Origin of the sequence: Acaryochloris sp. 'Moss Beach', assembly GCF_021497025.1 — a bacterium.
In the GTDB taxonomy this organism is placed as follows: Bacteria; Cyanobacteriota; Cyanobacteriia; order Thermosynechococcales; family Thermosynechococcaceae; genus Acaryochloris; species Acaryochloris marina_A.
Genome location: NZ_CP071717.1, coordinates 3,283,110 through 3,304,007, shown reverse-complemented (window position 1 = coordinate 3,304,007; position 20,898 = coordinate 3,283,110). Strand labels below are relative to the sequence as shown.

General features: G+C 46.8%; 19 protein-coding genes and 2 pseudogenes. 5 read left to right on the top strand and 16 right to left on the bottom strand.

Translation table 11 applies throughout. The features are described 5' to 3' along the window. Positions 1–3: 3 nt before the first annotated feature. The 8 genes and pseudogenes from HRE53_RS15580 to HRE53_RS15545 all read right to left on the bottom strand — a co-directional run bounded on the left by HRE53_RS15580 (position 4) and on the right by HRE53_RS15545 (position 9,278). Positions 4–1,869 (bottom strand): sodium:proton antiporter, encoded by a 1,866-nt coding sequence (locus HRE53_RS15580; protein ID WP_235107108.1) that lies wholly within the window; start codon positions 1,867–1,869, stop codon positions 4–6. 179 nt (positions 1,870–2,048) lie between these two features. Then, positions 2,049–3,224: an AGE family epimerase/isomerase gene (locus tag HRE53_RS15575; RefSeq protein ID WP_235107107.1), complete on the bottom strand. Its 1,176-nt coding sequence runs from the start codon at positions 3,222–3,224 to the stop codon at positions 2,049–2,051. A 64-nt stretch (positions 3,225–3,288) separates the two neighbouring features. After that, on the bottom strand, positions 3,289–3,579 hold the full coding sequence (locus HRE53_RS15570; RefSeq protein WP_235107106.1) for a hypothetical protein: 291 nt from the start codon (positions 3,577–3,579) through the stop codon (positions 3,289–3,291). 44 nt (positions 3,580–3,623) lie between these two features. Further along, complete coding sequence (locus HRE53_RS15565) at positions 3,624–3,887, bottom strand: helix-turn-helix transcriptional regulator (protein WP_010473487.1); 264 nt, start codon at positions 3,885–3,887, stop codon at positions 3,624–3,626. 161 nt (positions 3,888–4,048) lie between these two features. Further along, a pseudogene (prfC, locus tag HRE53_RS15560) lies at positions 4,049–5,676 on the bottom strand (peptide chain release factor 3). Positions 5,677–5,776: 100 nt separating this feature from the next. Continuing rightward, a complete protein-coding gene (locus HRE53_RS15555) occupies positions 5,777–6,997 on the bottom strand; it encodes a response regulator (protein ID WP_235107105.1) in 1,221 nt (406 codons plus the stop codon). 491 nt (positions 6,998–7,488) lie between these two features. Beyond that, complete coding sequence (locus tag HRE53_RS15550) at positions 7,489–8,250, bottom strand: TIGR03943 family putative permease subunit (RefSeq protein WP_235107104.1); 762 nt, start codon at positions 8,248–8,250, stop codon at positions 7,489–7,491. Between the two features lie 11 nt (positions 8,251–8,261). Continuing rightward, entirely contained in the window at positions 8,262–9,278 is a 1,017-nt protein-coding gene (locus tag HRE53_RS15545) for a permease (RefSeq protein ID WP_212664237.1), read from the bottom strand. A gap of 460 nt (positions 9,279–9,738) precedes the next feature. Here HRE53_RS15545 and HRE53_RS15540 point away from each other — a divergent pair, with 460 nt between their 5' ends. From HRE53_RS15540 to HRE53_RS15530, 3 genes are all read left to right on the top strand, one after another. Further along, positions 9,739–9,987: a hypothetical protein gene (locus tag HRE53_RS15540; protein ID WP_212664236.1), complete on the top strand. Its 249-nt coding sequence runs from the start codon at positions 9,739–9,741 to the stop codon at positions 9,985–9,987. A gap of 202 nt (positions 9,988–10,189) precedes the next feature. After that, a complete protein-coding gene (gene tgt / locus HRE53_RS15535) occupies positions 10,190–11,314 on the top strand; it encodes a tRNA guanosine(34) transglycosylase Tgt (protein WP_235107103.1) in 1,125 nt (374 codons plus the stop codon). Positions 11,315–11,499: 185 nt separating this feature from the next. Continuing rightward, entirely contained in the window at positions 11,500–11,637 is a 138-nt protein-coding gene (locus HRE53_RS15530) for a photosystem II reaction center protein K (RefSeq protein ID WP_212664234.1), read from the top strand. A 150-nt stretch (positions 11,638–11,787) separates the two neighbouring features. On the opposite strand, the gene HRE53_RS15525 is transcribed toward HRE53_RS15530, so the two are convergent. Continuing rightward, entirely contained in the window at positions 11,788–12,228 is a 441-nt protein-coding gene (locus tag HRE53_RS15525) for a hypothetical protein (protein ID WP_212664233.1), read from the bottom strand. Between the two features lie 186 nt (positions 12,229–12,414). Between HRE53_RS15525 and ribD the strand changes: the two genes are divergently transcribed. After that, positions 12,415–13,566, top strand: coding sequence for a bifunctional diaminohydroxyphosphoribosylaminopyrimidine deaminase/5-amino-6-(5-phosphoribosylamino)uracil reductase RibD (gene ribD / locus HRE53_RS15520; protein ID WP_235107102.1), 1,152 nt, complete (start codon positions 12,415–12,417; stop codon positions 13,564–13,566). 69 nt (positions 13,567–13,635) lie between these two features. On the opposite strand, the gene HRE53_RS15515 is transcribed toward ribD, so the two are convergent. The 7 genes and pseudogenes from HRE53_RS15515 to zds form a co-directional block, all read right to left on the bottom strand. Then, a complete protein-coding gene (locus tag HRE53_RS15515) occupies positions 13,636–14,091 on the bottom strand; it encodes a hypothetical protein (RefSeq protein WP_212664231.1) in 456 nt (151 codons plus the stop codon). Positions 14,092–14,596: 505 nt separating this feature from the next. Next, positions 14,597–15,457: a lysophospholipid acyltransferase family protein gene (locus HRE53_RS15510; RefSeq protein WP_235107101.1), complete on the bottom strand. Its 861-nt coding sequence runs from the start codon at positions 15,455–15,457 to the stop codon at positions 14,597–14,599. Between the two features lie 280 nt (positions 15,458–15,737). After that, positions 15,738–16,046 (bottom strand): annotated as a pseudogene (locus HRE53_RS15505) (acyltransferase); the annotation flags it as partial. Beyond that, a complete protein-coding gene (locus HRE53_RS15500; protein ID WP_235111135.1) occupies positions 15,979–16,590 on the bottom strand; it encodes an acyltransferase family protein in 612 nt (203 codons plus the stop codon). The pseudogene HRE53_RS15505 and the gene HRE53_RS15500, both read right to left, overlap by 68 nt. A 338-nt stretch (positions 16,591–16,928) precedes the next feature. After that, on the bottom strand, positions 16,929–18,179 hold the full coding sequence (locus HRE53_RS15495) for a pentapeptide repeat-containing protein (protein WP_235107100.1): 1,251 nt from the start codon (positions 18,177–18,179) through the stop codon (positions 16,929–16,931). Then, positions 18,180–18,623 carry an SRPBCC family protein gene (locus HRE53_RS15490; protein WP_212664226.1) on the bottom strand — a complete coding sequence of 148 codons (444 nt, stop codon included), beginning with the start codon at positions 18,621–18,623 and terminating at the stop codon, positions 18,180–18,182. Beyond that, entirely contained in the window at positions 18,608–20,086 is a 1,479-nt protein-coding gene (gene zds / locus HRE53_RS15485) for a 9,9'-di-cis-zeta-carotene desaturase (RefSeq protein ID WP_235107099.1), read from the bottom strand. The genes HRE53_RS15490 and zds overlap by 16 nt, the downstream gene beginning before the upstream one ends. Positions 20,087–20,424: 338 nt before the next feature. Between zds and HRE53_RS15480 the strand changes: the two genes are divergently transcribed. Then, the gene (locus tag HRE53_RS15480) at positions 20,425–20,814 is read left to right on the top strand and encodes a ubiquinol-cytochrome c reductase iron-sulfur subunit (RefSeq protein WP_235107098.1); all 390 of its coding nucleotides are present in this window, start codon (positions 20,425–20,427) and stop codon (positions 20,812–20,814) included. The last annotated feature ends 84 nt before the right edge of the window (positions 20,815–20,898 follow it).

Genomic DNA, 20,898 nt, shown 5'->3' with positions numbered 1-20,898 from the left:
CTTTTATGAAGGGACCTGCATGGTTTCATTCGGGATAGAGAGTCCGAATTTGGGTTTGGGGATGTGAAGACCGTAGGTGATGCGATCGCAAGGTTGCCACTCTTCATCCGCCTTCGCAATACGCAGTTGGTCTTGGCGCTGAACCAGCAGCGGAATAACCGTTCCAGCATTAATTAAAGCCTGCAAATGATCTCGCTGCCGCTTGAACTTTTGCTCATCCATATCCAAGACCGTATCGGTAATTTTGACCTCATTGGTGCTCAGGTACTGATTCCATTCTTTAATGGAGAGCTGAGAAGAAAAGGCACGCTTCACCTCTGGACTCGCCAATTTTTCTGCAGGTTCAGCCACTTCCGTTTCTGGAGACTGATCGGGATAGACCGCCAATACCCGAGGCGGCCGAAATTCTTCCATCACCCGCTGGGCCAATACCGAGTTGACCTCAGAATTACTGGTGGCTGTTAAAAATGTGCCGATGGAGGCCAGACCCAGATTATCCAGAGCATCCATATTGAGGGCACTGGTTCGATAAACCGTAAGATTCTCGGCCTTAGCCTGCTTACAATATTCAGGGTTAGCATCAATCATCACCACATCTTCGCCCCGACTCTTAATCAGATGCGCGACCGTCCTGCCAAAGGGACTGCAGCCGACAATCATGGCACCTCTCGCTTCATCCGACCGGACCTTTAACCAGCCAGCAACCCATCTAGCAGACAGTCCCTGCACACAGACCGTCAAAATAATCGTTAAGAAGACGAGGGCTTTAATGGCGTCGCCACCATTGATACCTTGCTTAGTCAGGGAAATAGCAAACAATGAGGCTACCGATGCCGCCACAATTCCTCGAGGAGCAACCCAAGATAAAAACGCTTTTTGCCGCCAATTCAGATCGCTTGACCAAGTCGAAACCAAAATGTTCAAAGGGCGAACAATCAGCATTAACGCAGCGACCGTAAACGTTCCCCCCCAGCCCAAAGCAAAAATACTAGCAATAGACAAATCAGCAGACAACAGAATAAATAAAACTGAAATCGCCAGAATACTCAGCTGATTCTTAAATCGAAGCAGCAAGCGCTCTTCAGGCAAATCAGCAATCTTGAGCATGATGCCTGCTGCCACTGCCGTCATTAATCCCGACTCACTGATCAAGGCTTGGGATAGCCCAAATAATCCCCACAGACCCGCTAGAACCGACAGATTTTTCAAGTCTTCCGATAGAAAGCGAGCCCGCTTCAAGAACAGGCCCAACAGCCAACCGCCACCAATACCGATAATGCCGCCAATCCCCAGGCGCAATAACAACCCACTCACGATAGTGAACGGATCAGCATTCCCTTGCAGGACAATATTAAGTACGACAACCGCTAAAATTGCTCCGACGGGATCGATTAAGACCCCTTCCCCTTCCAAAAGGGTAGACACCTGGCGGTCGGCATTCACCTGTTTGAGCAAGGGAGCCACCACTGTTGGCCCCGTAACCACCACTAAGGAGGCATAGAGAAAAGCAATTTGCCAGGGAAATTCACTCAGCCAATGGGCTGCCAGTCCACCGCCAAACAACGTAACCAGCGCTCCCACCGTCACCAAGTTACGTAAGCTAGTGGAAACTTCTTCCACCTCCCTCAGCTGTAAATTCAGCCCCCCTTCAAACAGAATGAGAGCCACGCAGAGAGAGACCATCACCTCTAAGCCATTTCCTAGCAGACTGGGATGAAGAACCCCAAAGCCGCTGGGTCCCATGGCAATGCCAAACAGCAGCAGAAATACAATACTGGGAACTTTGAGAAAATCAGCAATCACCTGGGCTGAAATCCCTGCCACAACAGTGATCACCATTAACAGGGTAATTTCTAAATTTCCTTCCATGTCCTATCGTCTTGAGGCCCGTTGGGCCATTGCTGGAGCGGTTATTGAGCTGACTAATCTTAACAAAATCACTAAGTTTCTCGACCCGTTATATTATCCTGATGGTCCATCTCCGTATCGCCAAATCTTGAGTGGAAATACTCATCAAAGTATAAAGGGTATTCTCCTTAACTCGAACATTACGGGTTGGCACTCAGTTGTTCAAACTGTTGCCAACAAAGATAGAGTGCCCTCGGCACATGGAAGCAACCCTTCCACTTGCCGCCTTTGAGCTGTAAATGCACTTGCCCTGCTCGATTTAAATACCCAAACCATTCTCGACCAGAATCGGCAAAATGTGACCAGCTATAGTCATGCACCTTTTGATACCATTGCCAGCACTCATCTCGCCCGGTCAAGCGGTACCCCATCACCAAGGCCACTAAAGTTTCCAGATGAACCCACCACAGTTTTTGGTCCCATTCCAGTTGCTGGGGAGGATATCCTTCGGCATCTAAGAAGTAATACAAGCCACCATAGTCCTTGTCCCAGCTAAAGTCCAAGATATTGAGCACCACATCAACCGCTCGTTCAATTAATGCAGTATCTCCTCGGCGTTGACCAATCTCCATCAGAAACCACATGGCCTCAATACCATGGCCAGGATTAATCAGGCGGCCCTCAAAGCAATCAACATGGGTGCCATCTGGGGCCACAGATTCGAACAATAATCCCCGCTCAGCATCGAGAAAATCTGTCATCACCTCTTGCACCGTCTGATCTAACACCTGCTCAAGCTGGGTGGCATCGAGTAGAGGTGCCATTTCCAAGGTTAAGTTGGCCAAAATCATAGGAACGGCTAGAGATTTTAAGGAACGGGTCCCGGGATAGAGCTTGTTGTACCGTCCTTTGGGATCTTGTTGTCGTCGCAGAACATTGTTATAGGCTTGGAGAGCCACAACTTTAGCTGCATCTTCCTGAGAGGCAAGCGCAAATTGGCTAAAGGCCATCGCCGCAAAGCAGTCAGAGAAAATATTGTAGGGCTGCACCAAGGGTTCCCCTGCCCGATTCAAGGCAAAATACCAGTTGCCTTCCTGATCACGCCCTTTGTTAGCCAGGAAATCAGCACCAAGCCTAGCTACCTCCAGCCAATCAGATTCTGGCGAAAGCTGATTGTAAAGCATAGAGAAGGTCCAGACTTGGCGGTTTTGCAACCAAATAAATTTATCCGTATCGTAGACCGTGCCTTGGGCATCCAAGCAGGTGAAGTAGCCCCCTTCCTGACGATCTAAAGAGTGGTTCTGCCAAAAAGGGAGGACATCTTCCAACAGCGCTTGTTTGTACTGTGAGGCCAGTTCTGCAAACGTCAGGTTCATCCCTTCTCCTGGATCAATGAGTTGTTATAAATGGAGCTGCTACTTCTCGCTCAAGACCAATGGATTAGGTTGAGCTGGAAGTCGATTCTGCATCAGACCGAGCAATCCAGTCACCATAACGCTGGGCATAAAAGCCAAGAATTTGATCAATTCGCGCTTGGTCAGTGCCAGGCAAGTCCTGGGGATAGCGAAGTCTTAACCAACCAATTTGGCTGAGGGAATAATCAAAATGTTTGGCTTCTTGGGACAACAGCTCAGTTTCAACACCATCCACTTGCAGCAAATGGGCAGCAATCTCACGATAAATCGCTAAGGGTAAACCGGGACATTGAATATCGTATTCTTTGTGGGTCACTATAATGCTGTCTTTAGAAACAAACAGGGTAGGGCCAAAATCTTTTAGGGCTCAGCCTGAGGTAGGGTGCAACAATTCACATCATCGAGACATACTTTACCCCACTGCAAAGCCCAGCGAACTAAAGCAACCCGATTGTCAGTATCGGTTTTAGTGAGGATATTGCTGATGTGATTGTCTACTGTTCGCTTGCTGATATCTAATCGCTGAGAAATTTCTTCATTTTTGAGGCCAGAAGCCACCAGTTCAATGACTTGCAACTCTCGTTCAGACAACTGATGATTTCCTTGCAGCTCGCCACTACTCATTCTCTGTCGTGTACCCCTGCATAAATGCTCATTGTCACATTGTAGGGATTAACCTCACAATCTGCATGTTTGGAACACATTGTCATATTTAACAACAACTTTATTAAAAGTTTTAGAGGAATAGAACAAATGCCGGATAGATTTTGGTAGAAATGCACTCCTTAGCTAACCATCGTTTGATCAATGGCCAAAGGTGCGATCGCACTCAGTTCCAAATCAGGATGATCGCCATGCATTTGATGCAAATTCCATTCATTCTTAAACAATAAAACAGGGCGCCCCCCAGCTATCTTTAACGGTGATGGCATTAAAGATTCGCCCCACCGACTCTAAGGCAGGCCATCCCCCCTTTCACCCACCGAGCAACGGAATAGGGCAATAGTTCTAAGCGAGTTTCAACGCCATATTCACTTTGGAGTCGGAATTGAACCACTTCAAATTGCAGTTGTCCCACCGCTGCTAGGATCGGATCTCGTTTAATTTCATCTTCGGAGTACATAATTTGTACAGCGCCTTCTTCCCGCAGTTCTGAAACTCCTTTTTGGAACTGCTTGAACTTAGAAGGATTAGGATTTTTTAGGTAGGCAAACAATTCTGGCGAGAAGCAGGGAATCCCTTCATAAGCTAATTTTTTGCCTTGATAAATAGTGTCGCCAATTGCAAAAACACCAGGATTATTTAATCCAATAATATCCCCTGGATAAGCTTCTTCCAAGGAGTGACGGCCTTGGGCAAATAGCTTTTGGGGGCGGGAAAGCCGAATGTTTTTGCCCGTACGGGTATGACTCACCGTCATATCTTTTTCGAATTTGCCTGAACAGACCCGAATAAAAGCGACTCGATCGCGGTGTTTCGGATCCATATTGGCCTGGAGCTTAAACACAAACCCAGAGAAATCCTCATGGGTCGGCTCAATCGTGCCCTGGGTACTCTCATAGGCCCCTGGTTTCAAGGCGTAGTCGAGAAAGGCTTCCAGAAACAGCTCTACCCCGAAGTTGGTCATGGCACTGCCAAAAAAGATGGGGGTCATCTGGCCGTTATGGACCTGCTCAAGATCTAAGGGAGACCCTAATTCTTCAATGAGTTCCAGCTCTTCTTTGAGTTGGGAATAGAGTTCCTTATCTAGCAAAGATTCAATTTGTGGATCGCCCCAATCCAGTTGGGTGTCGATGGCTTCTCGTTTGCCATGATCACTCCGCTGAAACAGGTGAATTTTTCGACTGCGTCGATCAAACACTCCTTGGAAGAGATCGCCCATGCCAATCGGCCAATTGACAGCATAGGTCTGCAGTCCCAACTCTTGCTCAATTTCGTCCAGCAGTTCTAAGGGCTCTCTCCCAGGTCGGTCTAGTTTGTTGATAAAGGTAAAAATGGGCAGTGATCGCAACTTACAAACCTCGAATAACTTTCGGGTTTGGGGCTCTAAGCCTTTGGCTGCATCCACCAACATCACCGCATTATCGGCAGCGGCTAAAGTGCGGTAGGTATCTTCACTAAAATCCTGGTGACCCGGTGTATCTAGTAAATTAATTTGGCAATTTTGATAGGCAAACTGCAATACCGTTGAGGTAATCGAAATCCCCCGCTGTTGCTCCATTTCCATCCAGTCAGACGTGGCATGGCGTTGGGCTCGTCTGGCCTTTACTGCCCCTGCTTCATGAATAGCGCCTCCATAAAGCAGCAGTTTCTCCGTCAAGGTGGTTTTACCAGCATCAGGGTGAGAAATAATCGCAAAATTGCGACGAGCTTCTACCGCATCAGCCAACTCAGTTTGCAATTCAGTGGGCATACAGATGACCAAATCGAGGAGTTTTTAGACACTTTATTATAGGTCAGGAGGCTGTTTGTCCTTGCCGATTGCTACAAGGTAGAAGTATTTACAACTCCAACTAGACTTTGATCAGTGCTTTGGAGTCTGATTGGGCCTCTAATACCGGCAAAGAGTGTAACTGTTGTTGCTGGTCTACGGGTAAAGCTGCCGCTGCTTTCTGCACTAATGCCAATAACTCTTGATGGTGAAACGGTTTCCCTAAACAAGCCATCGCCCCCGAGAGTCGTGAGCGAATTAAGTCACACATACCTCGTTGAGGAGCCATGATAATCACCGGCAATTCCCGTAGGGCGTCACGCCGATGAACCATCCGACAAAGCTGATAGCCATCTAGATGAGGGAGTTCTGCATCGACTAGGGCGAGGACTGGCGGACGCTTGAGCAAGGCAGGCAATGCCCGAATCGAATCACTCAAACGCATCACATCATAGCCCGATGGCTCTAAGACCTGAGTTACATAGCGCTGAGTCAATTTGCTTTGATTGATACAGGCCACCCGAGGTCGAGTCAATACCTCACCCATATGGTAGGGGTTCACCCCTAATGCCCCTAATTTGATCAAAGGATGGAGTGAAATGGCCAAATCGCCAACTTTGACACTCAGGTTATGGGCCAACTGATACAAGCACTGTTCTTGTTCTAGAGCATGGGTTAAATGGTCCAGATGAGGGAGGCTTTCGCTAACATAGTCTGCATATTCAGCAAACTTATCGGCATCGGTAATATAGGGTCGCGAAAACGGAGATTGAATCTCAGCGCTGAGCAATGTCCATTGATTAATCGTCTGCTCAACGGGTAAGACCAGATCCCACAAAGACATGCATAACAAAATAGGGTCAATCTGAATATTGGCCTCAAATTGATACTGAGCATGGGGGATAGCCAAAGCATGAATCAGAGCTTCTTGGGTGATGGCCGTCAGCAAATCCCGGAGCTGATCATGGGAAATATAATCGGCTTGCCACAGGTGGCAGAGAAAAGAATAATCAGAAACGGATTCTTGAGGGTGAGACCCCTCGAACTGAGGCATGCAGCGCTGTAGTAAGTAAGATAAGCGCTCTTGGTTACCCACAATGCTTTCGGCAAAATTGACCCGCCCCTGACTGAAAGAGACTCGCCATCCAATCGATAGATCACTTGGATCTCGAATCAAAACCCGGCCAGAAGGATATGCATGAATCAGATCCCTCAGGGTTTCAGCTGTAGATTTTTTAACTCCAGTATCAAAAGCGGTCATTGCTTCTTGTTTGCCTAAGTGAAGACAATTTGTTTGAAGCATCTTTCATTCCCCCCGATAACTAAGTCTTGCTTGATAGTCAAACAAGTTGAAGATGCTGCTATAGGCCGAAGACCCAAGCTTTAGGCTTATGTACAGCACTAGATTGGTGGTCATATGCTGCTGACGGCTAAAGAATTTCTTAATGCCCTCAAACATAGTAAGCCCCGAGACGGCTTCAGTATTATCACTGATCATACTTCAATGTTAAAAAGAGCAACTTTGAGACCCTTACCAAAGTGGTTACAACTCTTGCCGTGTATAAATCATAAGTAATATAAGAAATCTTTAATTAATTTTTCTAGAAAGAATATAGTTGATCGATGAATTACTTATTCTCCGTAGAAATACGGGATTTTATCCAGCCTGAAAAAAGGGTAGCCACAATTAAGCTTTGCCAGAGCACTAACAACATTCACGCGCTACTGTAGCGATAAAATCCTCCACCGAACTGTGCTTTAAGCAACAAACTGTGTGAAACGTCGAAGCAATCTCTAGTAGTAGTAAGGATTATCCGGCTCAGGAATAGATTTGAGAGTCTGGGCTTGAATAACAAGCTGGCGCTGGCCATTCAAGGTCTCCGTCACCATTTCGCCTTGAATGGCCAGCCAGGAATCCACTGCATAGGTTTTGCGACTTTGCTTTAACTTCACTGGCAAACCCACAGGATAAGCATCTGCAGCACAACAACTAATCACAAAGCGCGTCAATGTGAAGTAATTATCTGACAAGTCTTCTGGGTAGACGACAAAACCATCAACATTCACCTTTTGACCGGCATAGGCATCGGGTTCTGGATAAACATCCAGGGTGCGAATCCACTCCAACAGCGTCCGATTTTCGGGTTGACTCGTGGTTCGGAACGCTTGAGGGCTCGCCCGAGTAACCATGGTTTTATCTTGTAATCCCCGTTGAATCGCTGTTTGACTCGTAAAAGGCCGGGGAGTAACCAGTAATCCAATCAAGGCAGCGGTCAGCATAATACCGCTCATCACAGGTGGCGATAGTAAAGATAGGTGCTGAGAACGCATGGGAACTCGCCGTCGCCAGAGTTTTAGGATCTGAAGACTCGTCAACATCAGTAGAAAACAGCCTGCGGCGAGGGTCAAGCCATAGTAGTTGGGATGAATCAGCAGCCCCAGTTTGCCAGACCGCCAATATTGCAGGATCAAAATCCCCCACAGGCAGAGGGCCAACGTCGCCAACCCTTCTGACAGGTAAGGGAGCAGTTTAGTTCGCATACGTTTTGCTGTCATAGGGCCTGTCTTTAACTAATCCATAGATTAATGATCAGGGTAAAAACCAAGGTCAGTTGAAAGATCATGGCAAAGATGTAAAAAACAGCCCGTGGTTTAAAGACCATTAATAGTAAGCCCATACTTTTAAGGTCAAACATGGGGCCAAAGACCAGAAAGGCAAGGAGGGCGCCACTGGTAAAAGTGGAGGCGAAAGAAAGGGCAAAAAACGCATCTACTGTCGAACAGATAGAAATAATGCCCCCTAAAATCACCATGGCAAATACCGAAGTCACTGGGCCTTGACCGATGGCAAGGATGATATTGCGGGGAACTGATACTTGAATGATGGTTGCAAATAAGCTGCCCAGCACTAAGACACCACCCATCTCTCGTAATTCTTGGATGGTGTTGTCTAGCAAAAGTGGGAGCTTATCCCATAGGGATTTAGGTTGTGGAGAAGCGATGGCCATAACGGCGTCCAAGTTGGCGGCCTCAAGAGGAATCGGTTTACCGGTTTGATTTAAGATGTAAGTCCCCGATTTTAATAGCCCTGGAACCTCCGTCGATTCTGCCGATGAGGAGCTAACAGGCATTAGCGCCGCGATGTTGGGTTGCAAAAAGGGTTTGAGATCGGATTGCCAGCTAAATACCCAACCGATAATAGTTGCGATCGCAAAGGAAAACACCACTCGCAAAATCACAATCTCGGGCTGATCGGGAAATGCCGTCCAAGTTGCCCAAATCACTACAGGATTAATGGTTGGTGCTGCTAGCAAAAAGCCAATGGCCACCGGCGCAGACGCCCCCTGAATCAACAAGCGTCGAGCAACAGGGACATTCCCACATTCACACACCGGAAATAGAAAGCCAAACAGACTGCCAGAGAGGGCTCCCAAAAGTGGATTTTTGGGAAACATGGCAACTAACCGCTTCTCATCGATAAATATCAGCAGCACGCCTGAGACCAACACGCCAAAAATCAAAAATGGCATGGCCTCAACCATAAGGCTTAGAAATAGGGTTAATCCACTACCCAATTGGGACATCCAAAGTCTTCCTAAAAAGTTAGTGTCTGAGCGGGTGAACGGCTAGAAGTAAGGGTTGAAGTATGAACGGCTAACGTTTGCATCTCAACATCAGTATCTACCCTAGACGATGAGCACAGGGTTTGTCTTTGAATATAGCGTGTGACATGGAGATAACCCCAGAGTCACCTTCTATGGCTACCCTTACCCAAACAGTTTTAGGGTAGATCTCCGCTTTGAAGGACAGAGGAGACGGGTAGCGTTCAGTAAGTTTGATATATTTTAGGTTGGGCAAATTGCCTTTGAACCCAAGAACCTATAGCCTAAAGCTCAGATTCCGATCGGTTCAGGCTTGCCATCTTTAGTGATCTTGAGAATCAGTAGAAAGTGGCTATTACAGCACCCTTCTATCTTCTTAAGCACAGCCCTTTGGGATCTTTAACCAATGGATGCTCCCTCGCGTAATCTCATAGGAGGAACTATGACCTGGATTACTCAAAATACATATGCTTTCAAACAAAGCATCCTGGATCAGTTCGAGCAGCTCGATACTGATATCAGAGATCTGAATGACCATGTCTCGCAGCAAAGTCAAGGGTTAGAGCTGTTTACCTCTAACTTAATGATGGGTTTGTTTATCGTGTCCGTATCCGCTAGCCTGTTGCTGCTCACCCGCCATGCTTTAGAGCTCTGGCTGGTTTACCATCCAACAGGTGTTCTTCTCTACTGAAGCCACTTCTAGCAGTCTCTAAGCACGCTGCTAATGAACATAGCTGTTGTTTCAATACCAACTGCTAAACAAATTCTATTTCAAGTTATATTCGCCGACTTTCTTCTCTAGCAAGAGCGTCGGTGTTTTTTTGTCTTAACGTTCTGGGCATTCAGGATAAACCTGATATTTTGACAGAGGCCATCGCGATATTGAGGTTGTTTTGAGCAATCAGTTTCAGTTTGAATGTCATAAACACTGCTCCCAAACCCAGGCCCGTGTCGGGACCTTTCATACCCCTCATGGTCCTGTAGAGACACCCCGATTTATGCCGGTGGGAACGTTAGCCAATGTAAAAACCTTGACCCCAGCTCAACTGCAAGAGACGGGAGCTCAGATGGTTTTGGCCAATACCTATCATTTGCATTTGCAGCCCGGTGAACACATCGTTGAGAAAGCGGGTGGCCTACATCAATTTATGAACTGGTCAGGGCCAATTTTGACCGACTCAGGGGGGTTTCAAGTCTTTAGCCTCAGCGACATGCGTTCCATCGCCGAAGAGGGGGTGAGTTTCCGATCTCCCCGGGATGGTCAAATGATCCATCTCTCTCCAGAAATCTCCATGGCAATTCAAAATGCCCTGGGGGCTGATGTGATTATGGCCTTTGATGAATGTCCTCCCTATCCTGCCAGTCGAGATGCCATTCAAGCTGCCACGGAACGAACCCAGCGCTGGCTAGCCCGTTGCGTTAAGGCACATCAACGACCGGATCAGGCTCTATTTGGCATCGTCCAGGGGGGGACTTTTGCCGACTTGCGTCAAGCTGCAGCCCGATCCGTGGTGGAATTTGATTTGCCAGGTTATGCCATTGGCGGCGTTAGCGTGGGGGAGCCCCCGGAACTGATTGAAAAAATCGTCAAAGTAACAACGCCGCTATTACCCATCAATAAACCCCGTTATCTCATGGGGGTGGGTACCTACCGAGAGATGGTGCAAGCTATTGCTGCCGGGATTGATTTGTTTGACTGTGTGATTCCGACTCGATTAGCCCGCCATGGGAATGCCTTAGTCGCCGGAGAACGGTGGAATCTCAAGAACAATCGATTCCGGGAAGACTTTACTCCTCTAGACTCTGCCTGTCCTTGCTATACCTGCCAGAATTTTACGCGGGCCTATGTGAGTCATTTGCTTCGATCACGCGAACTCCTCGCCTATACCCTCTTGAGTATTCACAATATTACGGAGCTAATTGGCTTTACCCAGCGTATTCGGCAGGCAATCCTTGATAATCAGTTTCAGCAAGTCTTTGGAACATGGCTGTCTTCTTCCGATACACAGCTAGATTAATCGTTTCTCCAGCATCTAATGAGAGTCATTTACAGGGACTCATGGGAACGGCGAGTATAGAGACTATACGGGTAGATCCCTTACATGCCCTTCCATCCCTAGGTCAAGGATTGATTTTTTGGCAGCAGGTTTCATGTTAAGATACTTATTGATTCAAAAAGCTATGTTGGAAGGAACATTTATTCATGGAAGCAGTTCTGCTGTTGGCGAAACTACCTGAAGCCTTCTCCGTTTTTGCCCCGATTGTGGATGTTATGCCTGCTATTCCACTCTTCTTTTTGGCGCTTGCTTTCGTTTGGCAAGCAGCGGTTGGTTTTAAGTAAACAACACCCATTTTAATAAGCCGTTGATTTATTAATAAACCGTTAACAGGTCTTAGTTATAAATCAACCTCAGGAACCATTCCTGAGGTTGTAAAGGGGAGTAATTTATTGCTTCCCTTTTTTATTGGCAATAGATGATCGTTGTAGATTTTATTGCCCAGACATCAGAAAAGAGGTCAGCCAATATTTACTACTCGGGTAATCAATACCCGCTATCCAGCCAGCGCTGAGGGTGCTAATAGACAAAACAACCATCAGCAAAAGGGTGAGCCGGCGACTGAGACCCGCCGATTGTAATTCGAGCCGTGCCAGGGTTTGGGAAGCTAACAGCACCACAATCATGCCAAACAGAGTGGAAGCTGCAACTGCCATCGTGATGATGCCACTCAGAATCAGCATAGAGACAACTCCTCTAGGTCCCAAACGGAACATCCGCTTGGTCACTTCTTCCCCCCAAAACAGCAAGATGGTGAGGGAAATCGCGACGAACCAAGACCCCATCGCCCAGCCAATATGGTAGGCCGAGAGGTGCCAACCGAGGAGTCCATAGGATACCCCGACACAGAGCAATGAAAGGATTGGGGTAATCATAGGTCGTTTAGTCCTGATTCACGCTTTCTAGTGTACTCACGGATGGCTAGGCCGTCCGGGGCAATCTATTGCGATTATCGGAGAAAGGGGTTTGATTGATATCGCCTCAGCACCATTCCACGTTACGCTCAACTAGAGTAAGGATATGCCTGCCCTTTTGTAGCCCTATATAAGTGAATAGCCGTAATGGAGATTCATCCTTTGTCAGACCAGTCCACTCCTTCAACAAATGGCGTGAACAGTAATCCCCATCACCAACAAATGATGCAGCGCTGTTTACAGCTCGCTCAGCAGGCCGCTGGTTTTACGAGTCCTAATCCCCTAGTGGGATGTGTGATTGAGCGGGATGGAGAAATTGTGGGTGAAGGCTATCATCCCAAGGCTGGAGAACCCCATGCCGAAGTATTTGCCCTTAGAGCTGCAGGGGATAAAGCCAAGGGAGCTACAGCCTATGTCAGTTTAGAACCGTGTAATCACTTTGGTCGCACCCCGCCCTGTTCAGAAGCCCTGGTGAAAGCGGGGGTGGCCACGGTGGTAGTGGGGATGGTCGATCCAGATCCACGGGTATCGGGCAAGGGGATTGAGCGACTTCGGGCTGCAGGGATTCAGGTGATCACAGGGGTGGAAGAAGCTGACTGCCAACGGGTGAATGAGGCTTTTGTCCATCGCGTCCTCCATCAGCGCCCGTTTGGCATCCTTAAATATGCCATGACCTTAGATGGCAAAATTGCCACGACAGCTGGCCATAGCACTTGGATTACCCAAGAAATCGCCCGCTCCCATGTGCATCGACTACGGGCAACCTGTGATGCCGTCATTGTCGGTGGCAATACGGTCCGCAGGGATAACCCTCATTTAACAACTCATCACCAGACCGATTCGCACCAGCCCCCCAATAATCCTCTGCGGGTGGTGTTGAGCCGGACCCTTGATTTGCCGCAAACGGCACATTTATGGGAAACAGACGTCGCTCCTACGATGGTGTTAACCCAAGGTCATCCTAATTCTGATGGACAGGCCTATCTGGAACAGCAGGGCGTAGAAGTCGTGAACTTAGATGAGCTCACCCCACAAACGGTGATGAGCTATCTAGGCCAGAAGGAGCTGCTGTCAGTCTTATGGGAATGTGGAGGGACTTTGTCTGCCCGTGCGATCGCAGATGGTTCCGTCCAGAAAGTCTTGGCCTTTATTGCGCCCAAAATTGTGGGGGGCCAAAATGCTCCTTCCCCTGTGGGAGATTTGGGATTCAATAAAATGACCGAAGCCCTTCAACTAGAACGGGTGCGCTGGCATATTGTCGGTGAAGATTGCCTAGTCGAAGGATATTTGCCAAAGTAATCTTTACTCAACCAACCAACCCCTTGAGCATTGTGAACTCTGCATCATGGGTTGAATATGAGTAAAAAGTCAGAATAAGGCCGTATTGGTTTCTTGCAGATCACCGACTTCACATAAGTATCCAGCCGGAAGCAGTGATAAAACCGTCGATTTATCTTGCTTATTACATTCCAACTTGATGAGTTCCGGTAAATTCTGAATGAGAACCGATACTCGTTTTAAAAACGCATTAAACCAGAGTTTGAAGCCCAGATGGATAATAGCAGTAATTTTTCGATTGCCATCTCCTCGAAATTGAAACTGTGCATTTCGATCAATTTCAAAGTCAGCCAAATAGGCAAACTCCGGCTTAGTCTCCCTCAAATAGTTAGCGGTTACATTTGCACCCAAAAAGACTTTGACCACACCACTGAAGCAATTCACTAAGTTGAGAAAATCGTAAATTGATATGTCTTCAGTCATGGTGGCTGAAGGATGCACAATAGCATTGTTGAAATAGTGCATGGTCACAGTTTTTTCAATCATTACTATATTTTGATGTCGGTTCTAAAGGGCAGACGGTATATTTTGTGAAACACACATCTTCAACACATCGTTCTCTATACAATGCAAAGAACAAGGCAATTTTTATCTGCAACAGCAGATCTTGCTCTAGATGCGAGATAGAAGTTTAGTCTTGGAAGAATTTATACACTGTATATTTAGTGCTTTATTTTGACTGTATTTAATTTAGGTGAAGAAAAGCAGTCAAAATTCGGGAAGAAATCGGGAAGTTTGAGTCATAAAACCTATGGAGTAGCCATTGCCAGGATTGGCTGCGCTAGCTATCGTTCCCCTCAGGGTGATCGAAATGCGTAATTCCCTTGGTGTTTATCTGCCCGAGGTCGGGTGATCAAACTTCTATGAATCGTTGGTTGGCTACCATCAGTACAAAACGTCTGTTGGTATGCTGATGAGACAGAGTTGCGATCGCAAACAACCGAAAATCCAAAAATATCTTTGGTGCGAAGGAATCACCAGCACTCAGTATCTACTGGCATCCAGATTCAAACCCACTGGCGTTCAGGATGAGCTGATCCAAGGCATCTTGCATGGTACTAACCACCAGGTCATAGCAGTCTTGAACATAGGCCTTATCCTTCGCTGCCTGTCTGCCATATCGCTCAAAGTGAATGGGTGGACAAATCCGTGTGTGAATTTGCATGGGTAACGGAAAGTTGGGCAAAGGTCCGATGCTCAGTCCCCAGGGTAAACCCAGATAAATGGGGAAAATAGTCGGGTCAGTCTCTAACAGCCAGGGTAGCCCAAGATCATGCAGCTGTTTCATCAAGTCATAACAGTCGGCTAACACCACTAAGGTGTCATGGGCTCCCCAGGAAATGAAGGGAATAATGGGAACGGCTTCTTGTAAGGCTAACTTGATAAACCCTTTGCGATCGCAAAAATAAATCCGGTCCCGCAGTCGATGGGGCCGAAACACATCCTGGGCACCCCCTGGAAACACCGCAACGCTAGCTCCACTCTGCAAGGCAGTCCTAGCTACCGTCGGATAGGCACGAATCGCTCCCCCCAGAGTGGCAAATTCTGCCACCCTAGGATTAACCCGCCACATGCCTTTATGCATCAAGCCATAAATCGGTCGTTCAGCCCCAAAACGACAAAACCAGTCATACATAAACATATGTAGGTCGGGCGCTGCAAAGCCGCCATTATGGGAGCCAACGAATAGGGCTTTCTCTGCAGGCACATGGTGCCAGCCACTAGTTTGAACCCGAAAATAATAATCGTAAAACCACTTCCAGCGTGGTATTAAAGCTGCGATCGCAGCTGGATCTCGATCGTCTAGGGACCAACCCTGTCGGGGCTTGGAAGAGGCAGTGGACTTCACCAAAAGTTTTTACAATCCCATTGCAATACAAATCATCAACCCACTGCTTATCTAAGCATGGACTAGGGTTCATCTACTCACCTGGGTGCACCAATTCTGAGGCTAGAGCGAAAGGGATTGTGACCTTTAAGATCCCAGAAATATTAAAGTCTCCAACCAAGATCTCGTCTTCTCTCAAAGTTCTATGTCGCTATGCTCAGGGTTAAGTCTTTTTTATCCAATAAGTCAGACCCTTTCAGTCCCAAAGAGCTGACTGCCTGGCAATACCTATGTGAACTTAATGCTAGAGATCGATCGTTCTTCTGAACAGAGGAATCGCTTTTAAGACTTGAACAGCTAATAATGTGACTGCTACAACGCAAAAGCTGTACAGCAGATTTGGCACCAAGTTAGTAGAAAATGGAATATTTTGAAAATATTTAATAGATACAGCACCGACAAATCGATGGAGCAGATAGATCCCAAACGTACTGGTCCCCACCACCACAAAGACAGAATTTAATATCTTATTGCCATAAGACAAACTAGACAGAAAATAAAAGCAGGCGGCTGACATGACCAATGTCATCATGGAATAGTATCCATTCCAAACAGTATCGTAAAAAAGATTGGCTAGAAACGGTTGTCATCACCCCATACAAGAACAAAGACATCCAGGCCAACAAGAATGAGAATAAGCTAATTCGCCTTAGAGATATCGTCCTTTCAGGCCCTATCTTATCGGGTGAAAACTGATCAGCCAGGACACCGCCCAAAATAAAATAGATATATGCATAGGAGTACTGATTAAAGGGGTTGATGCCAGGGAAGAAATTAAAACTGTTGGAGTTGATATAGTTAAAACCCAAGACGGTTTCAGCTACATTCAATACAGTATGGAGAAATAAGCTACCAAATGAAAATATAAAAACCACAAAGCACAATATTTTCAAAGTTAATTTATTGTCTTCCAAGTCATATACAGCCTTAATCACAGGAAACAATAAATAGACAGACACCAAGGCTTGCAGAAACCATAGATGATTACTCACATGCACTTTCAGAAGAAACCATGAGCTCAGAAATTCCTTAATGGAATAGGTCATTCCTTCAATGGGAATAAATAGAGTGAGAGAAATTAAGCTCCATAGATTCAACAATACGTATAGATAAATAGTCTTTCTAATATGCTTTTTTTAACTGATAAGGCCTATTTAATAGCAAAGCTCCATTAACCATAAAAAAACAATGGAACTGCCATACTGGAAAGGCCATAAAACAAGTAGTTTATATACACTCCCAAGCCAGGGTTATTAATGATGTCAAGATTTAAGGCATTGTAGTGATAGACGCAAACTAAACAAATAGAGATCGTTTTTAAAGCATCAAAGTAATAGACTCGTGTTTTGGGTTTTGCTTGCAAAGTTTGCATTTCAAATTCACCTTGAATCGTCAAGTGACATCCGTTATGAGATGTACAGGGGATGCAAAATTATTATTTCACTAGGGAGTATCCTTGTGGGCACATGGCATCGCTACGATTGAGGCCTTGGTTTTTCAATCTAGGGGGCAAAGGGACTTGAGCGAATTGGTTAGAGCCACACACTATGGATAGAGAGAAGGGTTGTGCTGTCCGGTCCTGCCTCAAGCTGAATGTCGGACCTTGTAAGCCCAGCCAGACTAAACCGATATAGCTTTGCCACTGTGGTTTACGAGGACGTGCCACAATCCATACGGCTCGGTTTTTCTCTGAAGGGAATGCATCTGATACGGGAGCTTGAAGGGCAAATAGCTCAAATATATATTTTTCTGAAAGTTGGCTAACATCAACCTGCAGTTCATCTAATTCAAGCGCAAACCGCTCATGATTAAGATGAAAAGCCTGCTGACTCCGAATGATGATGCCAATCGTAGTGCGAGCATTCAGCTCAATCGCACGCTTGGCTTGGGCTAGCCATACCTGAATCATCTTATTGAGGCTGTTTTGCAAATATTGTCTAACAACAGCGATATCAACATAATTACTATTTAAACGATCAACCTTTATATTCCCCAGTGAAGTTGCAAAAAAGAGGGAATTGCTCAAGTTGGCATTGCTCAGATTAGCTCGATCTAATTGGGCTAACCGAAAATCTGCTCCTTGTAAACGAGCATCCTCTAAATTGGCATTTTGAAGATTCGCTTTATAAAAGCTTGTTCGCTCGCGTTCTAACGCTACACCCATTGTTCTGAACTGAACAGCCATGAATTGAAAGCTAATCGGAATATCCTTATATTCCGATGACACTGTGTGTAAAACGCCCGCGATGCGTGCCAAATCGATCAGTTCCGTCATAGAACAGGCAAAAGCATGATCAGATTGACGGGATTGGTTCCAAACTGCAAATGCACCCAACTGAGCTAAATCTGCAAATACATCATCACATCGACTTTGATTGAATGCTCCTTTAAGATTTGCCCTGGCTAGATTCGCCGCCGTCAAATTTGCCGCCGTTAAATTTGCCCCGCTAAGGTTGGCATGGTCCAAGTTCATACCACTCAAATTTGCGTTACTCAAATTGGCATAACTGAGGTCAGCCTTTTCAAGATCTAAGGCCCGTAAATCAGCATGACTCAGATCGCAATTTTCACAGGAGTGAGTCTGCTTTAACTGTTGTAAGTGCTCTAGATTTTCTGCCTCGGCGGTAGCCGGAAGCATGAGGATTGTCGCAGCGACTAGCCCCAGTTTCTCAACAACCGTGCCCATCTATGAGTGATGTTGAATGGCATACTCTCGAAAACGCTGTAAATCACTTCTTAGATTAGATTCCACCACATTTCCTAGAAACAGGTTGTCCATGAATTGTCCTACGACACCAGGAATCTTATAGGCAACCGTTAGCTTCACAACGCTAGTATCTTGTTTGCGATCATAAAAGCGAATCGCCCCTCGATTGGGTAGGCCATCCACAGATTCCCATTGAATAATTTGATTGGGAATTTCTTTCAGGATGCGAGACAACCAGGTAAAGGTTAGGCCACCCCCCGAAAGGGTCCACTGGGATAACTCGGGTTTGTCTTTGAGGATCTCAACGGAATCGATCCAATTCATCCACTGGGGCATCAGTTCTAAATTAGACCAGAGATCCCATGCTGCCTCAATGCTGACGGGGACCTCAACTTGTTCACTATGTTCTAGCCAATCTGACATGGATATTTCTCACTCAGTTGCTGAATCGTAGTCGCGCTTTCTAAGATGGCTTGGGCAGCCTGGTGGCCGGAAATTGTAGCCCCTTCCATACTATCGATATAGTCTTGATTGGTGTAGCTCCCCGCCAGGAAAAAGTTAGGGATGGGGGTTTTTTGATGGGGTCGGTAAGGCTCCATGCCAGGGGCTTCCCGATAGAGAGACTGGGCCAGCTTGACCACACTGTACCAAGTCATATTCAAGTCGCGGGCTGAGGGGAACAGCTCTTGGACTTGCTGAAGGACATGGTTGGCAATTTCTTCGTTGCTCTTTTTGATAAAGGGATCGCCTGGGGTGAGTACCAGCTGCATCAATGAGCCTTCCCCTTCCTTGTAGTAATCGCTGGGGCTAGTGAGAGCGAGGTCGGCAAAGCAAGAGAAGTCGGCATCGGCGGTATAGAGGAGGTTATCCAAGCCTGTTGCTTTTTCCACCTGTTTACGAGCCTGGGGGTCGTTCATTTCGGTAACCCAGCCATCAAAGCGCAGCTGCACCGTGGCAACGGGGACTGCATCGAGTTTATAGATATTGTCAAATTCAGACCAATGCCGCCAATCATCAGGAATCAGCCGTTTAATCCCCGGGACATCACAGGCACAAACATAGGCATCTGCCGTAATGATTTCATCCCCGTCTTCTTTGGCAACTCGGAGGCCGGTAATATGGGTTTCATCGTCCTTGTTGTCGTACAGCACTTCTAAGGTGCGCCGACGGAGGTGGAATTTAACGCCCCGCTCTTCTAAATAGTTGATGATCGGTTGATGCAGATATTCTTGAGGCGAGCCTTCTAGCATCCGCAGCATCGAGTTTTCTCGGCGGACAGCAAACATCTGAAAGATGGTGAGCATGCAGCGGGCAGAAATATTTTCGCAGTCGATAAACCCAAGGGCATAGGCAATGGGGTTCCACATGCGTTTGATGCTGCCGTCACTGCCGCCATGACGGCGAAACCAATCGGCAAAGCTGACATTATCCAGGGCGCGAATGTTGCGCATGGCCCCTTCATAATCGACCAAGCCGCGCACGATGGGGCTGGTACCGAGTGCGATCGCATTCTGGATCTTGTCTCGCAACGACAGCTGAGAAGTCGTGAAAAAGGCTTTCAAACCATTGAAAGGAGCCCCAATCAGAAAGCGAAAATCTAAGGCCCCTAAACGCCCCCCTTTATTGACAAAGTTATGGACATGCTCTTTCAGGAGGAAGTGATCTAAAGCCCCCACCTTTGCCATGAGTGCAAACAAGCGACGGTAGTTGCCGAAGAAGACATGCAGGCCCATTTCAATATGATTGCCTTGGTCATCGATCCAGCTGCTGACTTTACCGCCGACAAAGGGACGAGCTTCATATAGTTCTACTTCGTGACCCGCATCAACTAAGTCAACTGCGGTGGCCATCCCTGCCAGACCCGCACCTACAATTGCAACACGCATGCTTTTTCTTCTCTAACAATGGTTTGGAACTGCCTCTTGAACAGTCCAGATCTTGAATGTAACAAATTATTGCATATCTTTTAACCCAGTCATTTGAGTTGCTGGTCAAATTCTCCCTGAAGCCCTCTTCTGAGTTAGAAGGGTCTAGATACTAATGTGATTGAGGTTTTATATCGCTGCAGTACAACGAATTGAAACTAGATCAGGCATAATAACCAGCGAAGTCCGTATCTCAGATACAGGAGAACACTGAATGGATCGTCGTACATTTCTTTCTTGGGTAGGGGTTGGCACATTAGCCAGCAGCTTACCCGTGGTGCTCGCAGCTTGCACCTCGAGTGACACACCAGAAGCATCTTCTTCACCCGAATCCACTGATACTGCCGAAGCCCCCTGCCCCAGTCACCACGGCGGATGGGTTTACCGAAGTCGGTAAGCTGGCAGACCTAGAAAGCAGTGGGTCTGTAGTCATGGAAGACTTTGGTGGTGCCCCCCTACTCGTCATTCTCAGTCCTGATGACAAAACAAAGGTCGTTGCTTTCAAAAATCAATGTACCCATAGTCAATGTCCCGTGGACTGGAATGCTGAAGGAGGAACCTTAGACTGTGGATGTCATGGATCCAAATTTAAGGCAGATGGAACCGTTGCCAATGGTCCCGCCAAAGATCCACTTCCCACCTATGAAGCGAAACTAGAGGGAGATACCGTCTTGGTGAAAGCGGGCTAAAAATCGCTAGATTCCAATAAAGAAACCCCTGACATAAAGTCAGGGGTCAAATCCTCTGAGGAGGAATCTCTCGATACCAGATTC

What these genes read in the sequence shown, in the direction of transcription:
- HRE53_RS15580 (WP_235107108.1), bottom strand. Translation starts at nt 1,869, where the DNA reads ATGGAAGGAAATTTAGAAATTACCCTGTTAATGGTGATCACTGTTGTG.
- HRE53_RS15545 (WP_212664237.1), bottom strand. Translation starts at nt 9,278, where the DNA reads ATGTCCCAATTGGGTAGTGGATTAACCCTATTTCTAAGCCTTATGGTT.
- HRE53_RS15555 (WP_235107105.1), bottom strand. Translation starts at nt 6,997, where the DNA reads ATGCTTCAAACAAATTGTCTTCACTTAGGCAAACAAGAAGCAATGACC.
- HRE53_RS15495 (WP_235107100.1), bottom strand. Translation starts at nt 18,179, where the DNA reads ATGGGCACGGTTGTTGAGAAACTGGGGCTAGTCGCTGCGACAATCCTC.
- HRE53_RS15525 (WP_212664233.1), bottom strand. Translation starts at nt 12,228, where the DNA reads ATGATTACCCCAATCCTTTCATTGCTCTGTGTCGGGGTATCCTATGGA.
- HRE53_RS15565 (WP_010473487.1), bottom strand. Translation starts at nt 3,887, where the DNA reads ATGAGTAGTGGCGAGCTGCAAGGAAATCATCAGTTGTCTGAACGAGAG.
- zds (WP_235107099.1), bottom strand. Translation starts at nt 20,086, where the DNA reads ATGCGTGTTGCAATTGTAGGTGCGGGTCTGGCAGGGATGGCCACCGCA.
- HRE53_RS15540 (WP_212664236.1), top strand. Translation starts at nt 9,739, where the DNA reads ATGACCTGGATTACTCAAAATACATATGCTTTCAAACAAAGCATCCTG.
- HRE53_RS15530 (WP_212664234.1), top strand. Translation starts at nt 11,500, where the DNA reads ATGGAAGCAGTTCTGCTGTTGGCGAAACTACCTGAAGCCTTCTCCGTT.
- HRE53_RS15575 (WP_235107107.1), bottom strand. Translation starts at nt 3,224, where the DNA reads ATGAACCTGACGTTTGCAGAACTGGCCTCACAGTACAAACAAGCGCTG.
- HRE53_RS15515 (WP_212664231.1), bottom strand. Translation starts at nt 14,091, where the DNA reads ATGATTGAAAAAACTGTGACCATGCACTATTTCAACAATGCTATTGTG.
- HRE53_RS15490 (WP_212664226.1), bottom strand. Translation starts at nt 18,623, where the DNA reads ATGTCAGATTGGCTAGAACATAGTGAACAAGTTGAGGTCCCCGTCAGC.
- HRE53_RS15550 (WP_235107104.1), bottom strand. Translation starts at nt 8,250, where the DNA reads ATGACAGCAAAACGTATGCGAACTAAACTGCTCCCTTACCTGTCAGAA.
- ribD (WP_235107102.1), top strand. Translation starts at nt 12,415, where the DNA reads ATGGAGATTCATCCTTTGTCAGACCAGTCCACTCCTTCAACAAATGGC.